The sequence below is a fragment of the Hydrogenobacter hydrogenophilus genome, from assembly GCF_900215655.1.
Classification (GTDB): Bacteria; Aquificota; Aquificia; order Aquificales; family Aquificaceae; genus Hydrogenobacter; species Hydrogenobacter hydrogenophilus.
This window is the reverse complement of record NZ_OBEN01000011.1, coordinates 1-20314: the sequence shown is the minus strand read 5'-3', so window position 1 is coordinate 20314 and position 20314 is coordinate 1. Positions and strand designations below refer to the sequence as shown.

The window sequence follows — 20314 nt, the reverse complement described above, 5'->3', positions numbered from 1 at the left end:
TCATGAAAACCTATAATAAGTGGAGACATCATACCAAGAACTAAAGTTATAATAACCCTTATGTACTTTCAGGACGTAGTTATGAACCTTCACAGGTTTTGGGCTCAAAAGGGGTGCGCTGTGTGGCAACCTTACGATATAGAAACGGGTGCTGGGACTATGAACCCTGCTACCTTTTTGAAGGTTTTAGGTCCCGGAAGGTGGAATGTTGCCTATGTAGAACCCTCAAGGAGACCAAAGGATGGCAGGTATGGAGAGAATCCTAACAGACTTCAGCACTACTTTCAGTTTCAGGTCGTCCTAAAACCTTCCCCAGAGGACCCACAAGAATTATTCTTAGAGAGTCTAAGAGCCTTGGGCATAGATCCATCAGAGCACGACATACGATTTGTAGAAGATGACTGGGAGTCTCCCACCTTAGGAGCTTGGGGGCTTGGTTGGGAGGTCTGGCTTGATGGTATGGAAATTACCCAGTTTACTTACTTTCAACAGGCGGGTGGGCTTGACCTTGAGGAGATATCTGTAGAGATCACTTATGGACTTGAAAGAATAGCTATGTATCTGCAGGATGTGGAAAGTGTTTTTGAAATAAAGTGGAACCAGTGGCTCACTTATGGTGATGTATTTAAAAAAGCTGAGTACGAATGGAGTCTTTATAACTTTGAAAAGTCAGAACCTGAGGTACTTTTTAAACTCTACGACATTTACGAAAGTGAGGTAAAGAGACTTTTATCAGAACAGTTAGTACTTCCCGCTTATGATTATCTTCTGAAATGCTCCCATACCTTTAACCTACTTGATGCCAGAGGAGTCATCTCCGTTCAGGAAAGGGCAAGGTACATAAGGAGGATGAATAACCTTGCCAGAGAGGTAGCAAGACTCTATCTTGAAATATATGACGGAAAAGGAAAAGTTTGAAAAACTCCTGCAGAAGGCACAGCTTGTAGATAAAAATGTGCAGATCAACTTTGTGATCCTTGACCTAAATCCCAAGTGGATGAAGTGCAGAAGAACCAACAGACTGGTCTTTCAGTTTCACAAACTGGGAGATGAGGAAGGGAAAACTATGTGTGGAGCTCTTTTGGAAAAGTACCAGATACTACCAGAAAGACAAGAAAACTTAGTGATAACACAAATAAATATGATGTTGGGAGGCTTGGGACTTTTGGTCTTCTTTGACCTGTGTCCTAAGTGTTTTGGAAATATAAACAGGTGTAATCCCATAGAGGGGGCATAGTGCCCCCATAAAGATCATTTTACAGAAAGCACCCACTGAGCAAGTTGTTTGGCTTCTGCGTCTGTTACATTCTGAGGAGGCATGGGTACAGAACCCCAAACACCCGAACCACCCTGTTTTATCTTTTTGGCAAGATAATCAACAGCGTCCTTCTTTCCTGCATACTTCTTAGCTACGTCTACATAAGCGGGTCCTACCTTCTTAGCCTTGATGTCGTGGCATGCAAAACAGCCCTTTTGCTTTGCAAGCTGTTCGTTAGCAAAAGACAGACCCACAAGTCCTGCTACTGCCACCAGCAGAAGCTTCTTCATACTACACCTCCTTTTAAAGTGTTCGTAATATTATAATACACTCGCTTTCATGAAACAAAGATGAAAAACCTCTTTCTGAGTAGCGCAACAACAAGAATCAAAAGCCATGCGAACAAGCTCACAGGCGAACCAGAGCTCACCATAGAGCATCCACCTCCACTACTGCCTCCTGAACTGCCTGTGCTTGATGGCGTTTCCTTCCACACAGCCTTACCGTATCCGTAAGCTATGTTGGGAGCTGTCCCTTCTGTGTCATAAAGGGCATTTCCTGTAAGCCAATTTTTCACCTCAATGGGGTCTGCTGAAGGATGATCTTGCATGTACATGGCTATCAAAGATACTACCGCAGGTGCAGAAAAAGATGTGCCTGCCATAGCAACATAGTAAGATCCACTACCAACTGATCCGCAAAGGTTTGGGTTTGAAGTATTAGAAAAGTTAGCGTTTGCAGTGCATTGAAAGTATCCATCTGCAACCACATCTGGCTTTATCCTATTATCTCTTGTTGGTCCTCTTGAAGAGAAGAAAGCAATACGGCCGTAGTTATCAAAGTAAGATGAACCTATGTAGTTGGCTCCTATGGCTCCCACCGTTATAGCACTCTTTGAGGTGCCTGGCGAGGAGACAGTATAAGAAAAGCCACCAAAACCGTCATCTACCTGACCGTTGGTAAATCTACCTTCTCCTTCAAGCCACATGTCTATAATACCGCTTGGGCTGAGCCTGGTAAGCCTGAGAATAAGGTTTGTTGGGTTTGTGCAAGACACTTGAATGTAAAGCTGGCCATCACCGTTAAGAGGTGAGGAAAGAGTTGTGTTATCAATGTAAGCAAAGCAGAGAGTAGTACCTACCTGTGCGTTAGCGATATTACCTGGCTCTGCGCTCACACAGCTTGTGCCAGACTGATCGCAAACCTGAACCCTGTAAGAGGAACCTCTTGTGTACCATCCTTCTATATCCACGCTTGATGCGCTTATGCCCACATTACCGCTTGAAGAAGTAATTCTTGCGTGTATTCTGTCGCTTCCCTCATTCCCGGCAGAAACTACTACTACAAAGCCAGGTCCAGAAACCTGGTCTATGTACCTATCTAAAAGTCCAGTGCCGTCGTGGGGATCAAGATGCGTTCCTAAGGACAGGTTGACTACCGCAGGCATGTTAAGGCTTTGTGTCTTAGATTTTATGTAATCAAGCCCCATCATCACATCTGTATCCAGCAGGTTGGTTTTGTATATTATGAACTTGGCATCCTTTGCTGGACTGTTGTATCTAGTAGATGCCCAATAGCCACCTGCCACACCAGCCACCGCAGTGCCGTGCCCTTCATCATCGTAATTGCAAACACCGTTGTTTATCATACTGTTTATCTGCGAGGCGTTTAGCTCTATACCCGTATAGTCTCTGTAAAAAAGTACTCTTGTAGTCCCGTCAGGATTTCTAAAAGCAGGATGGCAGAAGTTTACGCCCGAGTCTATTATACCTATTACAACACCCTTACCCGTTTTTCCGCTAAGGCTTGCCCTAGTGCCCAGAAGGTACTTTCTCTCACCTCCTACTATGTCCTCAGAATTTATACCCTCACCTACCAAAATCAGCCTGTAGGAACCTACAGAGCTAATATTTAAAGTAGTTGAAGATGCACACTGAAAGAAAAGCCCATCTTGACTACATCCGTTCCCGCTTAGACTTGCACCAAATATGTAACCAAAGAAAGGCTTGTTGTAGCTTATCATTATGGATTGGTTTCCGCTTCCCCAAACTACATAAGATGAATTACTACTAACATCGTCAAGAAATCTGAGCTTTTTGGGTGGCTCTACATAGAGGATATCTCTTTGTTCTTGGAGGCTCTTGAGGTCTGAGTGAGAAAGGTTTATTACTTTTACTTTTCCATCCTTTGTAAGCACCTTCACATCCATACTGTAAGAAAAGGCAAAAAAGCACAATAAAAGCACAAGAAACTTCCTCATGTTTTCCCTCCTTTTACCCAAGATATAGGTCCAAAGTAAACCTCCATAGCGGACTGCCCTATGGCTTCCGACAATGAAGGGTGAGAGTATATGCTCTTAGAGAGAAAGTCTATCTTTAGTCCTGCTTTCATAACATGGACTACTTGATGTATAAGCTCTCCTGCATGGGGTCCCACTATATGACAACCCAGTATATCTCCCGTAGTTTCATCCACCACTAACCTGACAAATCCTTCATTTTCTCCATCGTCCATAGCCTTAGGGTTTGGAATAAAGGAAACTACTCCTACTTTTGGAGAGTAGCCCATTTCTTCCGCCTGATCTTCTGTGAGCCCTACAGAGGCAACTTCGTAAGCGGAGTATATGATCTTAGGGATTAGAAGGTCGTTCCTCTTCATGTCCCTATCGCCAAGCATGTGGCTTACCGCAACTCTACCCTCGTACATGGCTTTGTGAGCCAGCATAAGAGGAGAGGTTATGTCTCCACAGGCGTATATGTTTTCCACAGAAGTCTGACAGTAATCGTTTACCAGCACAAATCCCCTATCATCCTTCTTAACACCTACATCCTCAAGACCTATGCCTTCCGTGTTGGGCTTTCTACCTACACCCAAAAGAATTATGTCTACATCTACCTGAGAGCCATCTGAGAGCATTACCTTTAGCTCTCCATCTTTTTCTTGAACATTCTCAACAGATGTCCTTAGCCTCACATCTACCCCTAACTTCTTTAGCTTTCTTGCAAGGTATCTTGAGGACTCCTCGGGTATGTAATCTGATGGAAGAAGCCTATCTTTTAACTCCACAAGCATCACCTGAGATCCGTACATCCTGAATATGTAGGCAAACTCAACACCAACCGCTCCACCCCCTACAATGAGTAGTCTTTTGGGAAATGCCTCTATGTCCCATATTTGGTCCGTATCGTATATGCGCCTGTGATCAGGAGATAGCTGTCCCACCTTTGTGGTAGAAGAACCCGTTGCAAGTAAAATAAAGTCCGCATTTATCTTTTTATCCTCTCCCTCTACATAAACAGTCCTTCTGTCTTTGAGCACGCCTCTACCGTAAAATATGGGTATACCCACCTGCTGTGCAAACTTTTTGAAACCTTCCCTTATGCTCCTTATGATCTCCTCCCTACCACTCTTGAGCCCTTTTATGTCAATTTCAAAACCTCCTGGAACTATCCCATAGCCATGCATCTTTTGGAACTTCTCCAAAAGATAAGCTCCGTGTCTCATGTGTTTGGAAGGTATACAACCCTTATTGAGACAGTTCCCCCCCACGCTTTGGGGTGATAGTTCCACTAAAGCTACCTTCATACCCCTTCTGTGTGCATAAAGAGCTGCCTCGTATCCACCACTACCTGCTCCTAATATAACAAGGTCAAACTTCATCTTTTCTTCCTCCGCTCTTTGTAAACTTCCTTTCTGCACTCTTTTATGACCTTCCTGTACTTGTAATAAACAGAGGGTATCTTTATAGGAAGACCGTAATATCTTTCTAACAAAAGCATTATGTCCTCCGTTGTCATGTATTTGTGATTTCTTATCAGGGACTTGATGTACTTGATTATTCGTGAGTCTTTCATGGGATCGCCCGTGTTATATTATAATCTTATGAAGTATGATAAAGAACTGGACATAAGGGGTGATGTTTGTCCTTTTACCTTTGTTAAAAGCAAGCTCGTGCTCGAGCAGATGCAAGTAGGACAGATTCTGAGAGTGATAGTAGATTATGAGCCTTCAGCGGAAAATGTCCCCAAGAGCATGAGAGAAGAGGGTCAGGAGGTGCTTGCGGTTAATCAGATAGGAGAAGGGCAATGGGAGATAATAGTGAGAAAGTTAAGATGAGGTTTCTTTTTGTGGTGACTAGCAATCCTTTTGCCAAGGACTTTAGCACGCTAATTAACCTTGTTAAAGTTCTATCAAAAAGAGGTGATGTAGCGGTGTTCTTTTCTGGCAACGGTGTGTATTACCTTATTAGACCAGAAAGTAAAATTTTAAAAGATTTGGGAGCGAGACTTCTTTATTGCGCTCACTCCGCACATCAAAGGGGTGTCTCGTCTCATGCGGATTTTTTTGAAAGCAGTTCCACATACAACCTTTCAAAAATGCTTCCCGAGTATGATAAAGTTATAGTGTTTAACTGAAGATGAGAAAAGTGGTTTTTTTGCTAAAAGGTGATCCCTTCTCTTGGAAAGCACACGAAGCTCTGCGAGTAGGTCTGGCTATAGGTATAAACAGTGAGGTTAACTTTATCTTTATAAAGGATGGCGTTTACTCCTTGACTCGCTGGCATCCAGAAAAGCTTGAAATACAAGGCTTTGAAAAGCTACTTGAAAACATAGACTATGTTAATGTAAAGCTCTTCGTGGAGGACACTTCAGCAGAAGAGAGGGGACTAAAAGAGTCAGACTTTGTTAAGGAGGTAAACTTTATTAGCTCTGAGGAGATAAAGGAACTTATAAAGGACGCGGAGGCTGTTTTCGTATGGTGAACACGCTGTGGCTTGTGAGAAAACTGGGGGACTTCTCCTCTGATCTTGTTGACGAAGAGAGGGACATAGTGATACTTATACAGGACGGAGTGCTGAGGATTCCTACCAAAAAGGGGTGGTTTGTCTGCAAGGAGGACGCTCAGGCAAGGGGAATAAAAGTTCCAGAAAGCATAGCCAAAAGCTACGAAGAGATAGCTCAGCTTATAGTAGAGGCAAAAAAGGTAGTGGTGTGGTGATATGAAGTGGCAGATAACTAAGGTCTTTAACTTTGAAGCAGGACACAGGGTTTGGAAGCAAAACCTCACCTACGGAAGGGGTGCACAGTTTACCCAAAAAGAAGGAGTACCACAAAATAAATGTGTGAACCTTCACGGACATAGCTATACCCTTGAAGTAGTTTTGGGTTCAGACACCCTAAGCGAGCAAGATATGGTGATGGATTTTTACCATGTGAAGAATGCACTGAAGGACCTTATAGACACCATAGACCACAGTTTTATCATAGATATAAATGATCCCATATACCAAGAGTTGAAAGAGGTTGCGGAAAAGTATGGCGCTTTAAAAATATTTCCCGTAGACTTTTGCCCCACTGCGGAGGCTTTAGCCAAATACTTTTACGATTTTCTGAAAAAGAAACTTCAAGAAGCAGGCCTGCTTGGAGAGGTGAGGGTTGTTAAGGTTGTCCTCTGGGAGACAAAAACATCAAAGGCGGAATACATGCCAGAATGAATTTAAAGGTTGCTCTGAGCAACGGAAGGATTCTCATACTCTCCCTGGACTTTCCTTACGAAGGTGATCCCGTAGGCTACAGAGTAAAGATACCTTCTTTGGGTCGCACAGGGGTAGTGGTTGGTTTGAGCCAAAGTGCTCAGCAGTCTTTAGAGTGCATATTTCCAGATAAAAAACCCCTCATACTTTCTGATGTCATAGAGACGCTAAAGGAAGTTTCTTTAATTTACGGCATCAATCCTTGGTATGTGCTTTTTAGCTTACTTCCTAAGCATTTTGTGGAAAAACAGGAAGATTATGTGGTGCCTGCAGGCAGTTTTACTGTAGGGCTGGACAAAGTAAGTATGAAGGTAATCAGGTATGTTATCTCTAAGGGCGGTGTTAAAAAAGATCTCTTGAAGAATAAGTTTGGTTGGAGGTTGGTGGAGTTTCTAATAGACAAAGGCTTTCTAAAAGTGGAAAAAAGATGGAATGTGCTTGAAGAAGAACCTTCCATCCTTACGCTCCATGTTCCTTTTGAGGAAGCTTATAAAAGTCTCAAAAACTTGAAGAGAAAAGAGGAAAAACTCACCATATTGAACCTTGTAAAGGAGCGTGGTTATGTGTCCATAGAAGAGCTGGAAGACATGGGCTTTAGCAGTAGGGACATCTCTTACCTTCTGAAAAAGGGCATTCTTGCACCAGCTGAGGCTCAAGATATAGAAAATAAAACCCAAACCTTTGGACCACTCATTAAAAAGCTTGAGAATAACGAGGTGATCTTGGGTAGCTTTGAGTTTTTAATAGAGAGTCTCAAAAGCGCGGTAGGCGATGCTCTACAAAGAGGCTTTTCTTCCCTTGTGGTTTGCACTAACCTGTCCACTCTTTTTTATCTTGAGAGGGAGCTCAAAAGTGCCTTTGGTGATGACCTTCTGATTATATCTTCCAAAGAAAAACCAAGCAGGCTCATAAGAAACTGGTTTAAGGCTCAAGAAGAAAGCAAGGTAGTTTTGGGAAGCTTTCTGTCTCTTCTTGCACCTATCAGAAATGTAAAAGTGGTAGCGCTTTTTGATGATACTAACACAAAGCTTCCTAAGGCTGGCATAGATGTGAGGAACTTACTCTATATGAGGTCAAGGTATCTGGGTGCATCCTTTGTCATATGCACGCCCGCTATGGATATACAGACTTATCATCTGGTAAAATCCGGAAGAATTCAGATGGAGCGGTATTTATCAGATGTACAAGTGCAGGTGGTAAAAAGACAGGGAAAAGAGATATTCTCTGCGGACACTTTAAAGGTCTTAGAGGATTTCCTTGACAAGAAAGTGCTTTTTTTAGTTAACAAAAAGGGATACAGCTACGCTTACTGTCCCAGATGTCAGAGCCTTTGCATGTGTCCTGTATGTGAGACCTTTTTGACACTTTACAAAGATGATGAACAACTCGTATGTACCAACTGCAATTTTAAGAGTGAGGTGGTGTGTCCCGAATGTGGTGGAGTGGTGGAAAGCTCAAGCTTTGGAATAGATAGAGTGATGGAAGAGGTGGAAAACCTGTTTGGTCTTAGAGAAAACTTTACTTTTAGCACTTATCCCACTCTGTCTGGTTTTTACCATCTTGTGGTGGTAGTAAGTGCGGATAACCTTCTTTCTGTGCCCTTTTTCAATGCGGAAGAAAACTTCTATAGGTATGTGTGGAGGGCAAGAGCCTTGGCAAAAGAAAAGCTTTTGATACAAACTTTATTTGCTGAACATAGCATACTTGAGGACATCAAAAGAAACCATTGGGAAAACTACTTGGATAAGGAATGGGAACGCAGAAAGGAAGAGAATTTGCCACCTTTCTCAAAAATAATCTTGGCGAGTTTTTCCAAAGATGTAAGAAAGTCTTTGGAAAGTTTAGGTGTCAAAGGAAGATACAGAAAGACTAAACGAGGAATAGATGCGCTTTTGAAGGTGAACAGCGCACGCATGGGAGAGGTGCTAAAAAAGATTAGAAGCCTTAGTCCTCTTCGCTTGGAGATCTTTTGAGCAAATTCATAACATGATACATATCTTTGTCTCCTCTTCCTGAGAGGTTCAAAAGCACAATACCGTCTTTACCTAACTCTTTGGCAACTTGAACCGCTTTCAATACTGCGTGAGCAGGCTCTAAGGCAGGTATTATACCTTCAAGCTTGGAGAGGAGCTTAAAACCTTCTAAGGCTTCTTCGTCAGTGGCATACACATACTGAGCCCTTTTGGTCTCAAAAAGGTAGGCATGTTCTGGACCAACACCCGGATAATCAAGACCTGCAGATACAGAATGTGTAGGCATGATCTGTCCTTCTTCATCTTGCAGAAAGTAAGACTTCATACCGTGAAGAACTCCTACGCTTCCACCATTTATTGAAGCAGCATGTTTGCCACTGCTCAGCCCCAATCCTCCAGCTTCCACACCTATTAATCTAACTTCTGTATCTTCAACAAAAGGGTAGAATATCCCCATAGCGTTTGAACCTCCCCCTACGCATGCAATCACCACATCAGGTAGCCTACCTTCTGCCTTAAGTATTTGCTCTTTTGCCTCCTCACCTATTACTTTCTGAAAGTCTCTCACTATGGTAGGAAAAGGATGAGGTCCCACTACAGAACCTATTATGTAATGTGTAGTCTCCACATGGGAAACCCAGTCTCTTAGAGCTTCGTTTATGGCATCTTTTAGGGTTTTACTTCCACTTTTTACCACTTGAACTTTTGCACCCAAGAGCTTCATTCTAAAGACATTGAGTTCTTGTCTCTTTGCATCCTCTTCTCCCATATAAACGGTGCAGTCAAGTCCCAAAAGAGCGCAGGCGGTGGCGGTAGCCACACCGTGCTGACCAGCTCCCGTTTCCGCTATCACTCTCCTTTTGCCCATCCTTTTGGTAAGTAAAGCTTGTCCTAAGGTGTTGTTTATCTTGTGAGCACCCGTGTGCAAAAGGTCCTCCCTCTTTATGTATATCTTGGCGCCACCTGCATATTCAGTTAGGTTTTTAGCAAAGTATAAGGGTGTAGGTCTGCCTGCGTAAGTCCTGAGGTAATAGTTTAGCTCTTCCCAAAAGCTCTTATCTGACTTTATCTCTTCGTATTGACTTTCAAGCTCCTCAAGAGCGTACATGAGGGTTTCTGGAACGAACCTACCACCAAACTTTCCAAAGTATCCGTGCATAGTAGCATTATACTATAATGTTTATATGAGATTCCCTTACACTTGGCTCTCTGAGTTCATAGACATAAGCGACATTCCTCCAGAGGACATAGCTCGTGAGCTTACTCTAAGAAGTGTGGAAACAAGCCTACATAAATTTCATGTGGATATGGATGGTGTGGTTTTTGGCAAAGTAGTTGATGTAAGACCACACCCAACAAGACAAAACCTTGTGGTTTGCCAGATAGACATAGGTGGGCATTACTATCCCAAGGTGATCACTGCAGACAAAAGCGTAAAAGCAGGAGACGGTGTTATTGTGGCACTTCCTAATGCAAAAGTTGGAAACATGTGCGTAAGCAAGAGGGATTTTGATGGTGTTGTTTCCGAAGGTATGCTACTTTCTACACAGGAGCTTGGGCTTGAGTCCCATTCAGATGGTGTGCTTAAGGTGCAGGAAGATTTTAAGCCCGGCACATCCGCTTATGACCTTCTTGGCTTTGGTGAATATGTCTTTGAGATAGAGATCACTCCCAACAGGGGTGATATGCTTAGTGTAAGGGGGGTGGCAAGAGACCTGTGTGCCATATTTAGAAAAGACCTAAAGGAGGAAAAGGCGGTAAGTTTTGAAGACTTTGGAGACATAGATGTGCAGATACTTGACCCAGACTGCAAAAGATACAGAGGAGCTCTCATAGAAGGTGTTTCTGTCAAACCATCACCTCTTTGGTTAAGAAAAAGGTTGTGGCAATGCGGTCTTAGAACCATCAATAACATAGTGGATATAACCAACTACATTATGTTGCGCGACGGACAACCTCTTCACGCTTTTGACGCAGATACCCTAAAAGGCGGTATAAGGGTAAGGAAAGCAAGGCAGGGTGAGAAGGTACTTACACTTATGGGTACTCAGAAGGAACTCACAGAGGAGAACCTGGTCATAGCGGATGAAGAGAAGGCTATAGCCATAGCGGGAGTAATAGGTCTTGAAAATACCGCAGTAAGCAGTAAGACCAAAAGAATCCTCTTAGAGTCTGCTTACTTTGAGCCTTACAGGATAAGAAAGTCTTCTAAATTACTAAGCGTTCAAACAGACAGCTCCTACAGGTTTGAAAGAAGCATAGACATAGAGGGTGTAAAAAGGTATCAGGATAAAGCCATAGAGCTTATCCTTGATATAGCAGGAGGCAAGTTAGTTGCCCTAAGAGATGTGTATCCTGTACCTTACGAACCCAAAAGCATCTTTTTGAGCTTAGAAAAGTACAGAAGGTATGCTGGTGAGCATATGGACAGAAGGGAAGTATCGGACATACTAAACAGACTGTGCATTCCCAACAAGCCTCTCAGATGTGGTATTGAAGTTAACGTGCCTTCCCACAGGAGCTTTGACATACAAACAGATGTAGACATAATAGAAGAAGTTCTAAGGATAAAAGGATACGACAGTTTAGATGCCCAAGTTATGAAACTTCCGTCCGTGCCCTTTGAGAAAGATGAGCGCTTTGACAAGGTAAGGTGCTTACTCAAAAGCAGGGGACTCTTTGAGGTCATATCCTTCTCCTTTGAGGATTTAACTTTGTATGAGCTTTTGGGAATTGAAAAGCCCAGTGTAGAAATAAGCAATCCCCTCGTAAAGAGCCAAGCCTACATGAGAACATCTCTTATACCTTCTCTAATAAAGGCATGCTTGCACAATCAAAGACAGCATAACTACCATATGGCTCTTTTTGAGTTAGGAAGAGTTTATTTCTCTAACAGAGAAGAAGATAGGTTAGGCATTCTTCTTGTAGGGACTCAGAGGCTTTATCCACAAGAAAACTACACTCCCTATCACGCTCTTAGTCTCTTTCTTGATGTGGGTAGGCTTTTTGGCATTAGTTTTGAAACAAACTTATCCTCTTACTCCTTCTTACATCCAAAACTGCAGGTGGAACTTCTCCATAAGGGTGAAAAATTCGGCTTTTTAGGACAGCTAAACCCCAGAATAACTCAAATCCTTGGTATAAAAGGCGATGTGTTTGTTGGAGAGCTAAAAATGGCACTTATTAAGGAAAGTAAAAAAAGATACAAACCTTTCTCCAAGTTTCCACCAGTCATAAGGGACCTTTCACTGGTTATAGACAAAGACACCCCTGTGGATAAATTAATATTCCATATGAAGGACATGCTCAAAGAGAAGTTGGAAGAAGTGAAAGTTTTTAGTATTTACACAGGCTCAGATGTTGGGGAAGGCAAGAAAAGTGTGAGTTTTAGGTTGATATTCAGAAGCTTTGAAGGTACCATGTCCGATGAGGAGGCTAACAGTGCTGTAAAAGCATTGGTTAGCTCCCTTGAGGAAAGTTTTGGTGCGAAACTTAGATAGAGCCTGCCCTGTTGGTGGTAGAGAGGTTTAATTTGGGGTCCACAAGGTGAGCCAGTAGGGAGCTCGGCTCCGGAACAGTCCTAAGGGCGTTCCGGGAGAGCACCCACCTATAGGGATTGGGGCCCACCGGAGCCTTCCTGCCACCACACGGGTGGGTTTCTTGCCTTCCCCTCCTGAGAAAGGAGGCGGAAGATGAAGTTGCTAAAAAAGAGCGAGCTAAGAAAGGAATTTTTAAATAAAAGAGATACCCTCACCGAGGAAGAAAGAAGTATATACTCGGAAAAGATAAAGGCTAAGCTCAAAAGCCTCAAAGAGTTCAAGGAAGCTAAAAATATCCTACTTTACTGCCCTATAAGGAAAGAGCCGGATCTCACTTCTCTCATATGGGAGTCTCTCTCTCTTAAAAAGCGAGTTCTTCTTCCCAAGGTGGAAGGACAAGAGCTAAAACTCTATAGCATTACAAGTCAAGAACAGATAAAGCCCGGATCTTTTTGCATACCAGAACCAATGGGAGGAAAAGAGTTTTCCCCTTATGAGGTAGAGCTTGCCATAGTGCCCGGAGTGGTCTTTGACGAAAGAGGATACAGAATAGGCTTTGGCAGAGGTTATTACGACAGACTTCTTCAAAAGATAATGGGGGTAAAGATTGGAGTAGCTTACAGTTTTCAAGTGGTGCAAGAGATACCTACAGACGAATGGGACCAGCCTGTAGATGTGCTGGTCACCGAATCATACATCTTAAAAGGAGGTAAAAGGTATGAGTGCTGAAGTGTTGTTAGTCTTATTTATAGTGGTTTTACTCTCTGGTGGGGTAGGATTTTTGGTTTCAAAACTGTTGGGAAAAAGCCAGCAAAAAGAGATGCCTCAGGTAGATATACAGAGAGTGGAAATGGAAGCCAGGCAGATAGTTCAAAGAGCTCAAGCAGAAGCGGAAAGAATTCTCAGTATAGCTAAGGAAGAGGCAGAAAAATACATAAGACTCTCCAAAGAAGAAGCCCAGAGCATACTTGCAAGAGCCAAAGGAGAAGCAGAAAAAATAAAAGAGGAACTGGAAAACAGACGGAAGGAGGTAGAAGAGGAGATCAGGGAAAAAAGGGCGCAGATCCAGAAATTAGAGCAAAGCCTTATGCAGAAGGAACACCAACTTGAGAGGCGTCTTGAGGTTTTGGAAAGAAGAGAAGAAGAGCTATACAGAAGAGAAAAGGACATAAGAGACGCAGAAAAACAGCTTGAAAAACTTCAAAAAGAGGCAGAAGAAAGACTAAGCAGCATTTACCAAAAAGAAAAAGAGATAGAGTCTTTGATTCAGAAGGAAATGCTTGAGCTACAGAGAATAGCATCCATGAGTATGGAGGAAGCAAGAGCGGAAATTCTCAAGAGAGCAGAAGAAGAAGCCAAGATAGAAGCTATAAAGATATTCAAACGAATAGAGGAAGAAACAAGAGAGAGAGCAGAGTTTGAAGCCAAAAAAGTCATAACCACAGCCATACAGAGATTATCACCAGAAATAGCCATAAACTACACAACAACCACAGTAGAACTTCCCAGCAACGAGTTTAAAGGTAGGATCATAGGAAGGGAGGGTAGAAACATAAGAACCTTTGAGCTTTTAACAGGTGTGGACCTTATAATAGATGACACACCTGATGTAGTAACCATATCGTCCTTTGATCCCCTAAGGAGAGAGATAGCCAAAGAAGCTTTGCAGATACTCATAGAAGATGGAAGAATACACCCTGCGCGTATAGAAGAGGTAGTAAATCAAGTCAAGAAAGAGATGGATGATAAGATAAGAAAGATGGGAGAAGAAACTTGTGTTGAGCTTGGACTCTACGACATAAATCCCGGTCTATACTACTACATAGGAAAGCTGTACTTTAGGACAAGCTACTCTCAGAATGTTCTTTTACACTCCAAAGAGGTAGCATACCTTGCAGGACTTATGGCTGAGGAGTTGGGGCTTGATGCCAAGATGGCAAGAAGGGCAGGACTTTTACACGACATAGGCAAGTCCATATCCCACGAGCTTGGTGGATCTCACACAGACATAGGTATAGAGCTTTGCAAAAAGTACGGAGAACCTGACCCAGTGCTAAACGCCATAAGGGCTCATCACAACGAAGAGCCAGTGAGATATCCAGAAGTTGCTCTTGTTTGCGCAGCAGATGCCCTATCAGCAGCAAGGCCTGGTGCAAGAAGGGAAAGCTTGGAAACCTATCTTAAAAGACTTGAAAAGCTTGAAAGCATAGTAAAGTCCTTCAAAGGTGTAGCCAACGCCTATGCGGTGCAGGCAGGTAGAGAAGTGAGGATCATAGTAAATCCTGAAGAGATAAGCGATGAGGAAGCCTACATGCTTTCAAAAGAAATAGCAAGAAAGATAGAGGAAGAGATGGAGTACCCAGGACAGATAAAGGTAGTGGTTATAAGGGAGACAAGACATGTGGAATACGCCAAGTGATGATGACCTTACGCCTATGCTCTCTCAGTATCACCACTTTAAAAGACTCTATCCAGACTGTCTTCTCCTTTTTCGCCTTGGGGATTTTTACGAGCTTTTTTATGAAGATGCTCACATAGGCTCTAAGGAACTGGGCCTTGTTCTTACATCAAGACCAAGCGGTAAGGGAAGAGAAAGAATTCCCATGTGCGGTGTGCCATACCATTCTTCTTCCACATACATAAACAGACTCGTATCCAAAGGCTACAAGGTAGCCATATGTGAGCAGTTAGAAGATGCAAGTCAGGCAAAGGGTATAGTCAAAAGGGATGTCATCAGAGTTATAACACCGGGTACTTACTTTGAGAAGGAATTATCTGGGCTTGTGTGCGTATACAACAAAGGTAAAAAGTACTTTTGCGCATACCTTAACCCTTCAACGGGAGAGTTTGTTGCAGGTGCTTTTTCAAAGGAGCAGGCCTACGAATTTATGTGTAAGTTTTCTCCAAAAGAAGTTCTTCTCAAAAAGGGCACAGACTTTGAGTTTGAGAAGCTTATAAAAGCTTACAGGACAGAGCTTGACGAGGATTACTTTACGGAAGGTCTTAGGGTACTCTTTAAGGATTTTAACGTATACAACAGTAAGGCTTTGGGGTTTGAATCCCAAGAAGAACTAATCCCGTGCGGAGGTGCCTACCTTTACCTTAAAAACACTCAAAAGAGCTTTACACCCTTTGTGAAAAAGCCAAGACCTTATGCAGATGAAGGGTATGTTAGGATAGACTACAGGGCAAGGCGTGGGCTTGAGCTTCTTGAGAGTTACGAAGGACGCGAAGATATATCTCTCTTTAGCGTCATAAACAGAACTCTCACTGGAATGGGCAAAAGAAGGCTCAAGTTTCACATTCTGCATCCTTTCAGAAGCAAAGAAAGGATCCTTAAGATGCAATCTGCGGTCGAAGAGTTAATAAATAGAAGGGAACTGCTTTTGCAGATAAGGGAAATTTTAGAGGACATGCCGGATTTGGAAAGACTTACATCTAAAATAAGCGGAAATCTTGCAACACCGAAAGATTTTGTCCTTCTAAAAAAAGCCCTTTTCTTATTAGCTGATCTTAGAGAAAAACTCATGAATGTAGGCTTCTCTTCTGAAGTACTAAAAGAGCAGTTGCAAGATATGGAGGATCTCAGAGATATAGCACTGGACATAGACACTACCCTTGTAGATGATCCACCACTGCATCTAAAAGAGGGTGGTTTAATAAAGGACGGTGTGCATCCAGAACTTGATCATCTTAGGGACATACTGAGGAATTCCGAAAAGCTTGTGAAAGAATACGAAGAGAAACTGCGAAAAGAAACCAACATTCAGAGCCTAAAGATAGGCTACAACAGAGTTATGGGCTTCTACATAGAAGTCACTAAACCCAATCTCAAGCATGTGCCTAAGTATTTTAAAAGAAGACAGACTCTTAGTAATTCTGAAAGATTCATCACGGATGAGCTCTCCCTTATGGAAGAAAAAATACTTTCCGCTCAAACAAGGATAAAGGACCTTGAATACGAGATATTCTTAGAGTTAAAGGAAAGGGTGCTCTCAAAGGTAGAAAACATAGCAAAGAGTGCCCAAGCGATAGGATACTTAGACTACATTCAGTCTTTGGCGTACTTAGCCCTTGAGCAGGGGTGGAAAAAGCCCATAATTACTGATGAAAAGGTCATAGAGATAAAGGAAGGGAAACACCCACTTATATGCGCCTTTGTAAAGGATTATGTTCCCAACGATACGCACATAACGGAAGATGAGCTCATCATAGTCATCACAGGTCCTAATATGGCGGGAAAGTCCAGTTATATAAGGCAGGTGGCGGTACTGACCCTAATGGCACATATGGGTTCTTTCTTACCGTGTGAGTATGCACGCATAGGTACAGTTTCTTCTTTGCACGCACGCATAGGTTCTGGAGACATGTTAGCGTTGGGGGTATCCACCTTTATGAATGAGATGCTGGAAGTGGCAAGCATACTTAACTCTGCGGACGAAAGAAGCCTAATAATTCTTGACGAAGTGGGAAGGGGGACTTCCACTTATGACGGCATAGCCCTGAGTAAGGCTATTTTAGAATACATAGCAGAAAACATAAAAGCAAGGACTCTTATTGCCACCCACTACTTGGAGATCACCAAGCTTGAGGAGCGCTTCCCTTGTATAAAAAACTATCACATGGCCATATCCAAAAACCAAGATAAGCTCCTTTTCCTATACAGACTCACGCGAGGAAAAGCAGAAGGAAGCTTTGGGATAGAAGTAGCTAAAATGGCAGGACTTCCCGAAAAGGTCATAAGGCGTGCAGAAGAGATACTCTCAGAGTACCAAGTTCCTTTTCTTGAGAAGGTTTATATACAGAGCGTCCATATAGAAAAAGAACACAAGTGGCAGGAAATCTTACAACACATTGAAAGTATTGACATAGCACACACCACACCTCTGCAAGCTCTTATGATACTTTCCGAACTCAAGGAAAGAGTAAAGACATTAAAGGAAAGTCTCATATAGTAGTGAAGCTGTTTGAAAAGTAGCAAAAGATCTCCCTACGATGAAGACCTGCTACAAAGAGTTTCTTTATACTCTTGCATTTTCTCGTAAAGTGTGGTAGATTATCTACCAAGCTGGAACTGAGGGTCAGGAAACTGACCCTTGTTATCTTGACAACTGAATAGGGTTTGTGTTTGTAGGAGAAGAGGGCTATATAGCTTTTATGTGTGCATCAAAACACTTTGGCATTTTGATGTTTTGATGAGGTACTTTGGGGATAATTGAGTTCCAATACTTATAAGTTGTACTTTTTTAGCCCATTTTTGGGAACTGAAAATTTCCGAAAATTAACTTCATTTAAAGAGGGTAGCCCTCTGGTGAAATGCTTGAGAGAGAATGAGATCAAGCATGTAAGGATTTGGGGTTTTTTAGCCCACTGTGTGGGATTGCGACTATTTCTTGAGATCAAAGAATAGTTGTGGGTACTGATGTTTTTTAGCCCACTGTGTGGGATTGCGACCAATGTTTTCTGGATGTACATACCTCAGCATGGCTACGTTTTTTAGCCCACTGTGTGGGATTGCGACCCTATAACTGAGAAGGGAAAGCCTTTTACAATGCCAAGTTTTTTAGCCCACTGTGTGGGATTGCGACCTCTCTCCTATCTTGATAGTGCATGCCATAGATACAACTATCATCTCGTTTTTTAGCCCACTGTGTGGGATTGCGACTATAACCTTCCGCTTCTGCTCGCATAGATTATCAGTGTTTCGTTTTTTAGCCCACTGTGTGGGATTGCGACCTTTCTAAAACCTCATGCACAATCTTATACACTTTAGGTTTTTTAGCCCACTGTGTGGGATTGCGACAATGCACATGAGTATCTAACAGTGCATTGGACAAAGAGTTTTTTAGCCCACCGTGTGGGATTGAGACAGCATGTAGTCCTTGAGACTGGACTTGAGTACTTGGCTTAAGTTTGTAAGCCCACTGTGTGGGATTGTTATTCCTAAAATATCCATTAACAAAGCTTCTTAAACTTGGTTTTCTCCAAGTCCTCATGGATAGGAGGTTTTAGATCCTGCAGGGTAAATAAAAAACAGAGCAATTTAGTTCTGTTTGAAAGGTTATGCCTTGTTTTTCTGAACTTAGACTTCGGAAAAAGCTCTTAAATTTATAAATACTATGGAGCTCATAAGAAACTTCTCCATAATAGCGCATGTAGATCATGGCAAATCTACCCTTGCGGACAGACTTCTTGAATACACTGGGAGCGTCTCAAGGCGAGAGCTAAAAGATCAGATGTTAGACACCTTAGAGATAGAAAGGGAAAGAGGTATAACCATTAAACTTCAGGCGGTTAAGATGTTCTACAGGGCAGAAGATGGAAATACTTATACTCTACACCTTATAGACACACCGGGACACGTGGATTTCTCTTATGAGGTTTCAAGGGCTCTTGCTGCGTGTGAAGGGGCTATACTCTTAGTAGATGCAACGCAAGGAATAGAGGCTCAAACAGTAGCTAACTTTTGGAAGGCTGTAGAACAAGATTTGGTGATCCTGCCAGTAATAAACAAGATTGACCTGCCTTCTGCGGACCCAGAAAGGGTTAAAAAACAGATAGAGGACATACTGGGTCTTCCCTCAGAAGATGTCCTTCTTATATCCGCAAAGGAAGGCATAGGCATAAAGCAAGTGCTTGAAGCCATAGTCAAGCGCATACCACCACCAAAAGGAAATGCTCAAGCTCCTCTGAAGGCTCTTATCTTTGACTCTTACTATGACCCTTATAGAGGTGCGGTAGCCTTTGTGAGGGTCTTTGACGGTGAGGTAAAACCCGGTATGCGCATAAGACTCTTCTCTACAGGCAAGGAGTTTGAGGTAACAGAGGTTGGAGCGCAAACTCCCAAGATGACCAAGTTTGAGAAACTCAGCGCAGGTGAGGTGGGATACATAGCTGCATCCATAAAGGATGTGAGAGACATAAAGATAGGGGATACCATAACAGACGCAAAAAATCCCGCAAGCAGTCCAGTGCCTGGCTTTAGACCTGCTAAACCCATGGTTTATGCAGGTATATATCCTTCAGAGGGATACACTTACGAAGAGTTAAGAGATGCTCTTGAAAAGTACTCTATAAACGATGCTGCCATTCAGTACGAACCCGAAACATCACCAGCCTTAGGGCTCGGTTTTAGGGTCGGCTTCTTGGGACTTTTGCACATGGAGATAGTCCAAGAGAGATTAGAGAGGGAATACGGAGTTAGTATCATCACCACAGCACCCAGCGTGGTCTACAGGGTAAGACTAAAAAATGGAGAAATAAAGGAGATAAGGAATCCTTCGGAACTTCCCGAGAATTGGGGTTATATTGATGCCATAGAAGAGCCTTTTGTGCTGATCACTATAATCACACCTAAAGACTATGTGGGAAATATTATGAGTCTGTGTCAGGAAAAGCGAGGTATCCAAAAGAAGTTTGTATACCTTGATCCCAACACGGTCATGCTTGAGTACGAAATGCCCCTTAGTGAGGTCATTATGGACTTTCACGATAAGATTAAGGGTGTTTCAAAGGGTTATGCATCTTACGATTATGAGTTTTTAGGCTTCAGAGAGGAAGACCTTGTAAAACTAAACGTGTTTATAAACAATGAACCCGTAGACGCGCTTTCTTTCATAGTTCACAGAGATAAAGCTTACAGAAGGGCAAGACAGTTGGTAGAAAAACTCAAGGAAGTGATCCCAAGGCAACTCTTTGAGGTCAAAGTTCAAGCAGGTATAGGCAACAAGATCATAGCCTCAGAAAGAATACCTCCATTGAGAGCAAATGTCACAGCAAAGTGCTACGGTGGAGACATCACAAGGAAGAAAAAGCTTTTAGAAAAGCAAAAGGAAGGGAAAAAGAGATTAAAGCAGTTTGGAAAGGTGGAACTTCCCCAAGAAGCCTTTCTAACGGTGCTAAAGGTAGAGTGATCTGAGGCTGTTTGAAAAATCCCAGAGCATTGACAAAACTTGATTTCTAAAAACAGCCCTCAAAAGCTCAAAAAATAAGTAAATCCCCCAAAGCACCA

At 42.6% G+C, this 20314-nt stretch carries 18 protein-coding genes and 1 CRISPR repeat array; of the genes, 13 read left to right on the top strand and 5 right to left on the bottom strand.

The genetic code is table 11. The annotated features are described in order from the left end of the window. Positions 1–60 precede the first annotated feature (60 nt). Both CP948_RS07815 and CP948_RS07810 read left to right on the top strand, forming a co-directional pair. Entirely contained in the window at positions 61–918 is an 858-nt protein-coding gene (locus tag CP948_RS07815; RefSeq protein ID WP_096603099.1) for a glycine--tRNA ligase subunit alpha, read from the top strand. Further along, positions 896–1237: a hypothetical protein gene (locus tag CP948_RS07810; RefSeq protein ID WP_096603097.1), complete on the top strand. Its 342-nt coding sequence runs from the start codon at positions 896–898 to the stop codon at positions 1235–1237. Before CP948_RS07815 ends, CP948_RS07810 begins: the two co-directional genes overlap by 23 nt. Positions 1238–1251: 14 nt before the next feature. Here CP948_RS07810 and CP948_RS07805 read toward each other — a convergent pair whose 3' ends face one another. From CP948_RS07805 to CP948_RS07790, 4 genes are read right to left on the bottom strand one after another with little or no spacing between them, the layout of a single operon-like run. Beyond that, positions 1252–1548 (bottom strand): c-type cytochrome, encoded by a 297-nt coding sequence (locus CP948_RS07805; protein WP_096603095.1) that lies wholly within the window; start codon positions 1546–1548, stop codon positions 1252–1254. Positions 1549–1595: 47 nt separating this feature from the next. Next, the gene (locus tag CP948_RS07800; RefSeq protein ID WP_096603093.1) at positions 1596–3518 is read right to left on the bottom strand and encodes a S8 family serine peptidase; all 1923 of its coding nucleotides are present in this window, start codon (positions 3516–3518) and stop codon (positions 1596–1598) included. After that, the gene (gene lpdA, locus CP948_RS07795) at positions 3515–4918 is read right to left on the bottom strand and encodes a dihydrolipoyl dehydrogenase (protein WP_096603091.1); all 1404 of its coding nucleotides are present in this window, start codon (positions 4916–4918) and stop codon (positions 3515–3517) included. Before lpdA ends, CP948_RS07800 begins: the two co-directional genes overlap by 4 nt. Continuing rightward, positions 4915–5112 carry a hypothetical protein gene (locus tag CP948_RS07790; RefSeq protein ID WP_096603088.1) on the bottom strand — a complete coding sequence of 66 codons (198 nt, stop codon included), beginning with the start codon at positions 5110–5112 and terminating at the stop codon, positions 4915–4917. The genes lpdA and CP948_RS07790 overlap by 4 nt, the downstream gene beginning before the upstream one ends. Before the next feature lie 28 nt (positions 5113–5140). Here CP948_RS07790 and CP948_RS07785 point away from each other — a divergent pair, with 28 nt between their 5' ends. From CP948_RS07785 to CP948_RS07760, 6 genes are read left to right on the top strand one after another with little or no spacing between them, the layout of a single operon-like run. Then, positions 5141–5374, top strand: a complete 234-nt coding sequence (locus tag CP948_RS07785; RefSeq protein ID WP_096603177.1) for a sulfurtransferase TusA family protein — start codon at positions 5141–5143, stop codon at positions 5372–5374. Next, complete coding sequence (locus CP948_RS07780; RefSeq protein WP_096603086.1) at positions 5371–5673, top strand: DsrE family protein; 303 nt, start codon at positions 5371–5373, stop codon at positions 5671–5673. The genes CP948_RS07785 and CP948_RS07780 overlap by 4 nt, the downstream gene beginning before the upstream one ends. Before the next feature lie 2 nt (positions 5674–5675). Then, on the top strand, positions 5676–6020 hold the full coding sequence (locus CP948_RS07775) for a DsrE family protein (RefSeq protein WP_096603084.1): 345 nt from the start codon (positions 5676–5678) through the stop codon (positions 6018–6020). Next, a complete protein-coding gene (locus tag CP948_RS07770; RefSeq protein ID WP_096603082.1) occupies positions 6014–6256 on the top strand; it encodes a sulfurtransferase TusB in 243 nt (80 codons plus the stop codon). The genes CP948_RS07775 and CP948_RS07770 overlap by 7 nt, the downstream gene beginning before the upstream one ends. Position 6257: 1 nt before the next feature. Then, positions 6258–6752 carry a 6-pyruvoyl trahydropterin synthase family protein gene (locus CP948_RS07765; RefSeq protein ID WP_096603079.1) on the top strand — a complete coding sequence of 165 codons (495 nt, stop codon included), beginning with the start codon at positions 6258–6260 and terminating at the stop codon, positions 6750–6752. Continuing rightward, positions 6749–8764: a primosomal protein N' gene (locus CP948_RS07760; RefSeq protein ID WP_096603077.1), complete on the top strand. Its 2016-nt coding sequence runs from the start codon at positions 6749–6751 to the stop codon at positions 8762–8764. The genes CP948_RS07765 and CP948_RS07760 overlap by 4 nt, the downstream gene beginning before the upstream one ends. Here the strand turns inward: CP948_RS07760 and trpB are convergent. After that, positions 8736–9923: a tryptophan synthase subunit beta gene (trpB, locus tag CP948_RS07755; RefSeq protein ID WP_096603075.1), complete on the bottom strand. Its 1188-nt coding sequence runs from the start codon at positions 9921–9923 to the stop codon at positions 8736–8738. The two genes, CP948_RS07760 and trpB, sit on opposite strands and share 29 nt — an antisense overlap. A 25-nt stretch (positions 9924–9948) precedes the next feature. On the opposite strand from trpB, the gene pheT reads away from it, so the two are divergent. The 5 genes from pheT to lepA all read left to right on the top strand — a co-directional run bounded on the left by pheT (position 9949) and on the right by lepA (position 20216). Continuing rightward, positions 9949–12264, top strand: a complete 2316-nt coding sequence (gene pheT / locus CP948_RS07750; protein ID WP_096603073.1) for a phenylalanine--tRNA ligase subunit beta — start codon at positions 9949–9951, stop codon at positions 12262–12264. Positions 12265–12456: 192 nt separating this feature from the next. Continuing rightward, entirely contained in the window at positions 12457–13032 is a 576-nt protein-coding gene (locus CP948_RS07745) for a 5-formyltetrahydrofolate cyclo-ligase (protein ID WP_096603071.1), read from the top strand. Beyond that, positions 13022–14722, top strand: coding sequence for a ribonuclease Y (gene rny, locus CP948_RS07740; RefSeq protein ID WP_096603069.1), 1701 nt, complete (start codon positions 13022–13024; stop codon positions 14720–14722). Before CP948_RS07745 ends, rny begins: the two co-directional genes overlap by 11 nt. After that, positions 14703–17258 (top strand): DNA mismatch repair protein MutS, encoded by a 2556-nt coding sequence (gene mutS / locus CP948_RS07735; protein ID WP_096603067.1) that lies wholly within the window; start codon positions 14703–14705, stop codon positions 17256–17258. Before rny ends, mutS begins: the two co-directional genes overlap by 20 nt. A gap of 402 nt (positions 17259–17660) precedes the next feature. Next, positions 17661–18244: a CRISPR direct-repeat array (repeat unit 30 nt; unit sequence GTTTTTTAGCCCACTGTGTGGGATTGCGAC). A 178-nt stretch (positions 18245–18422) separates the two neighbouring features. Further along, entirely contained in the window at positions 18423–20216 is a 1794-nt protein-coding gene (gene lepA / locus CP948_RS07730) for a translation elongation factor 4 (protein ID WP_096603065.1), read from the top strand. The last annotated feature ends 98 nt before the right edge of the window (positions 20217–20314 follow it).

Coding starts and splice junctions, on each gene's coding strand:
- CP948_RS07785 (WP_096603177.1), top strand. CDS start 5,141: ATGAAGTATGATAAAGAACTGGACATAAGGGGTGATGTTTGTCCTTTT.
- CP948_RS07760 (WP_096603077.1), top strand. CDS start 6,749: ATGAATTTAAAGGTTGCTCTGAGCAACGGAAGGATTCTCATACTCTCC.
- CP948_RS07810 (WP_096603097.1), top strand. CDS start 896: ATGACGGAAAAGGAAAAGTTTGAAAAACTCCTGCAGAAGGCACAGCTT.
- pheT (WP_096603073.1), top strand. CDS start 9,949: ATGAGATTCCCTTACACTTGGCTCTCTGAGTTCATAGACATAAGCGAC.
- trpB (WP_096603075.1), bottom strand. CDS start 9,923: ATGCACGGATACTTTGGAAAGTTTGGTGGTAGGTTCGTTCCAGAAACC.
- CP948_RS07815 (WP_096603099.1), top strand. CDS start 61: ATGTACTTTCAGGACGTAGTTATGAACCTTCACAGGTTTTGGGCTCAA.
- CP948_RS07780 (WP_096603086.1), top strand. CDS start 5,371: ATGAGGTTTCTTTTTGTGGTGACTAGCAATCCTTTTGCCAAGGACTTT.
- CP948_RS07800 (WP_096603093.1), bottom strand. CDS start 3,518: ATGAGGAAGTTTCTTGTGCTTTTATTGTGCTTTTTTGCCTTTTCTTAC.
- CP948_RS07805 (WP_096603095.1), bottom strand. CDS start 1,548: ATGAAGAAGCTTCTGCTGGTGGCAGTAGCAGGACTTGTGGGTCTGTCT.
- lepA (WP_096603065.1), top strand. CDS start 18,423: ATGGAGCTCATAAGAAACTTCTCCATAATAGCGCATGTAGATCATGGC.
- CP948_RS07745 (WP_096603071.1), top strand. CDS start 12,457: ATGAAGTTGCTAAAAAAGAGCGAGCTAAGAAAGGAATTTTTAAATAAA.
- lpdA (WP_096603091.1), bottom strand. CDS start 4,918: ATGAAGTTTGACCTTGTTATATTAGGAGCAGGTAGTGGTGGATACGAG.
- CP948_RS07770 (WP_096603082.1), top strand. CDS start 6,014: ATGGTGAACACGCTGTGGCTTGTGAGAAAACTGGGGGACTTCTCCTCT.
- CP948_RS07765 (WP_096603079.1), top strand. CDS start 6,258: ATGAAGTGGCAGATAACTAAGGTCTTTAACTTTGAAGCAGGACACAGG.
- CP948_RS07775 (WP_096603084.1), top strand. CDS start 5,676: ATGAGAAAAGTGGTTTTTTTGCTAAAAGGTGATCCCTTCTCTTGGAAA.
- CP948_RS07790 (WP_096603088.1), bottom strand. CDS start 5,112: ATGAAAGACTCACGAATAATCAAGTACATCAAGTCCCTGATAAGAAAT.
- mutS (WP_096603067.1), top strand. CDS start 14,703: ATGTGGAATACGCCAAGTGATGATGACCTTACGCCTATGCTCTCTCAG.
- rny (WP_096603069.1), top strand. CDS start 13,022: ATGAGTGCTGAAGTGTTGTTAGTCTTATTTATAGTGGTTTTACTCTCT.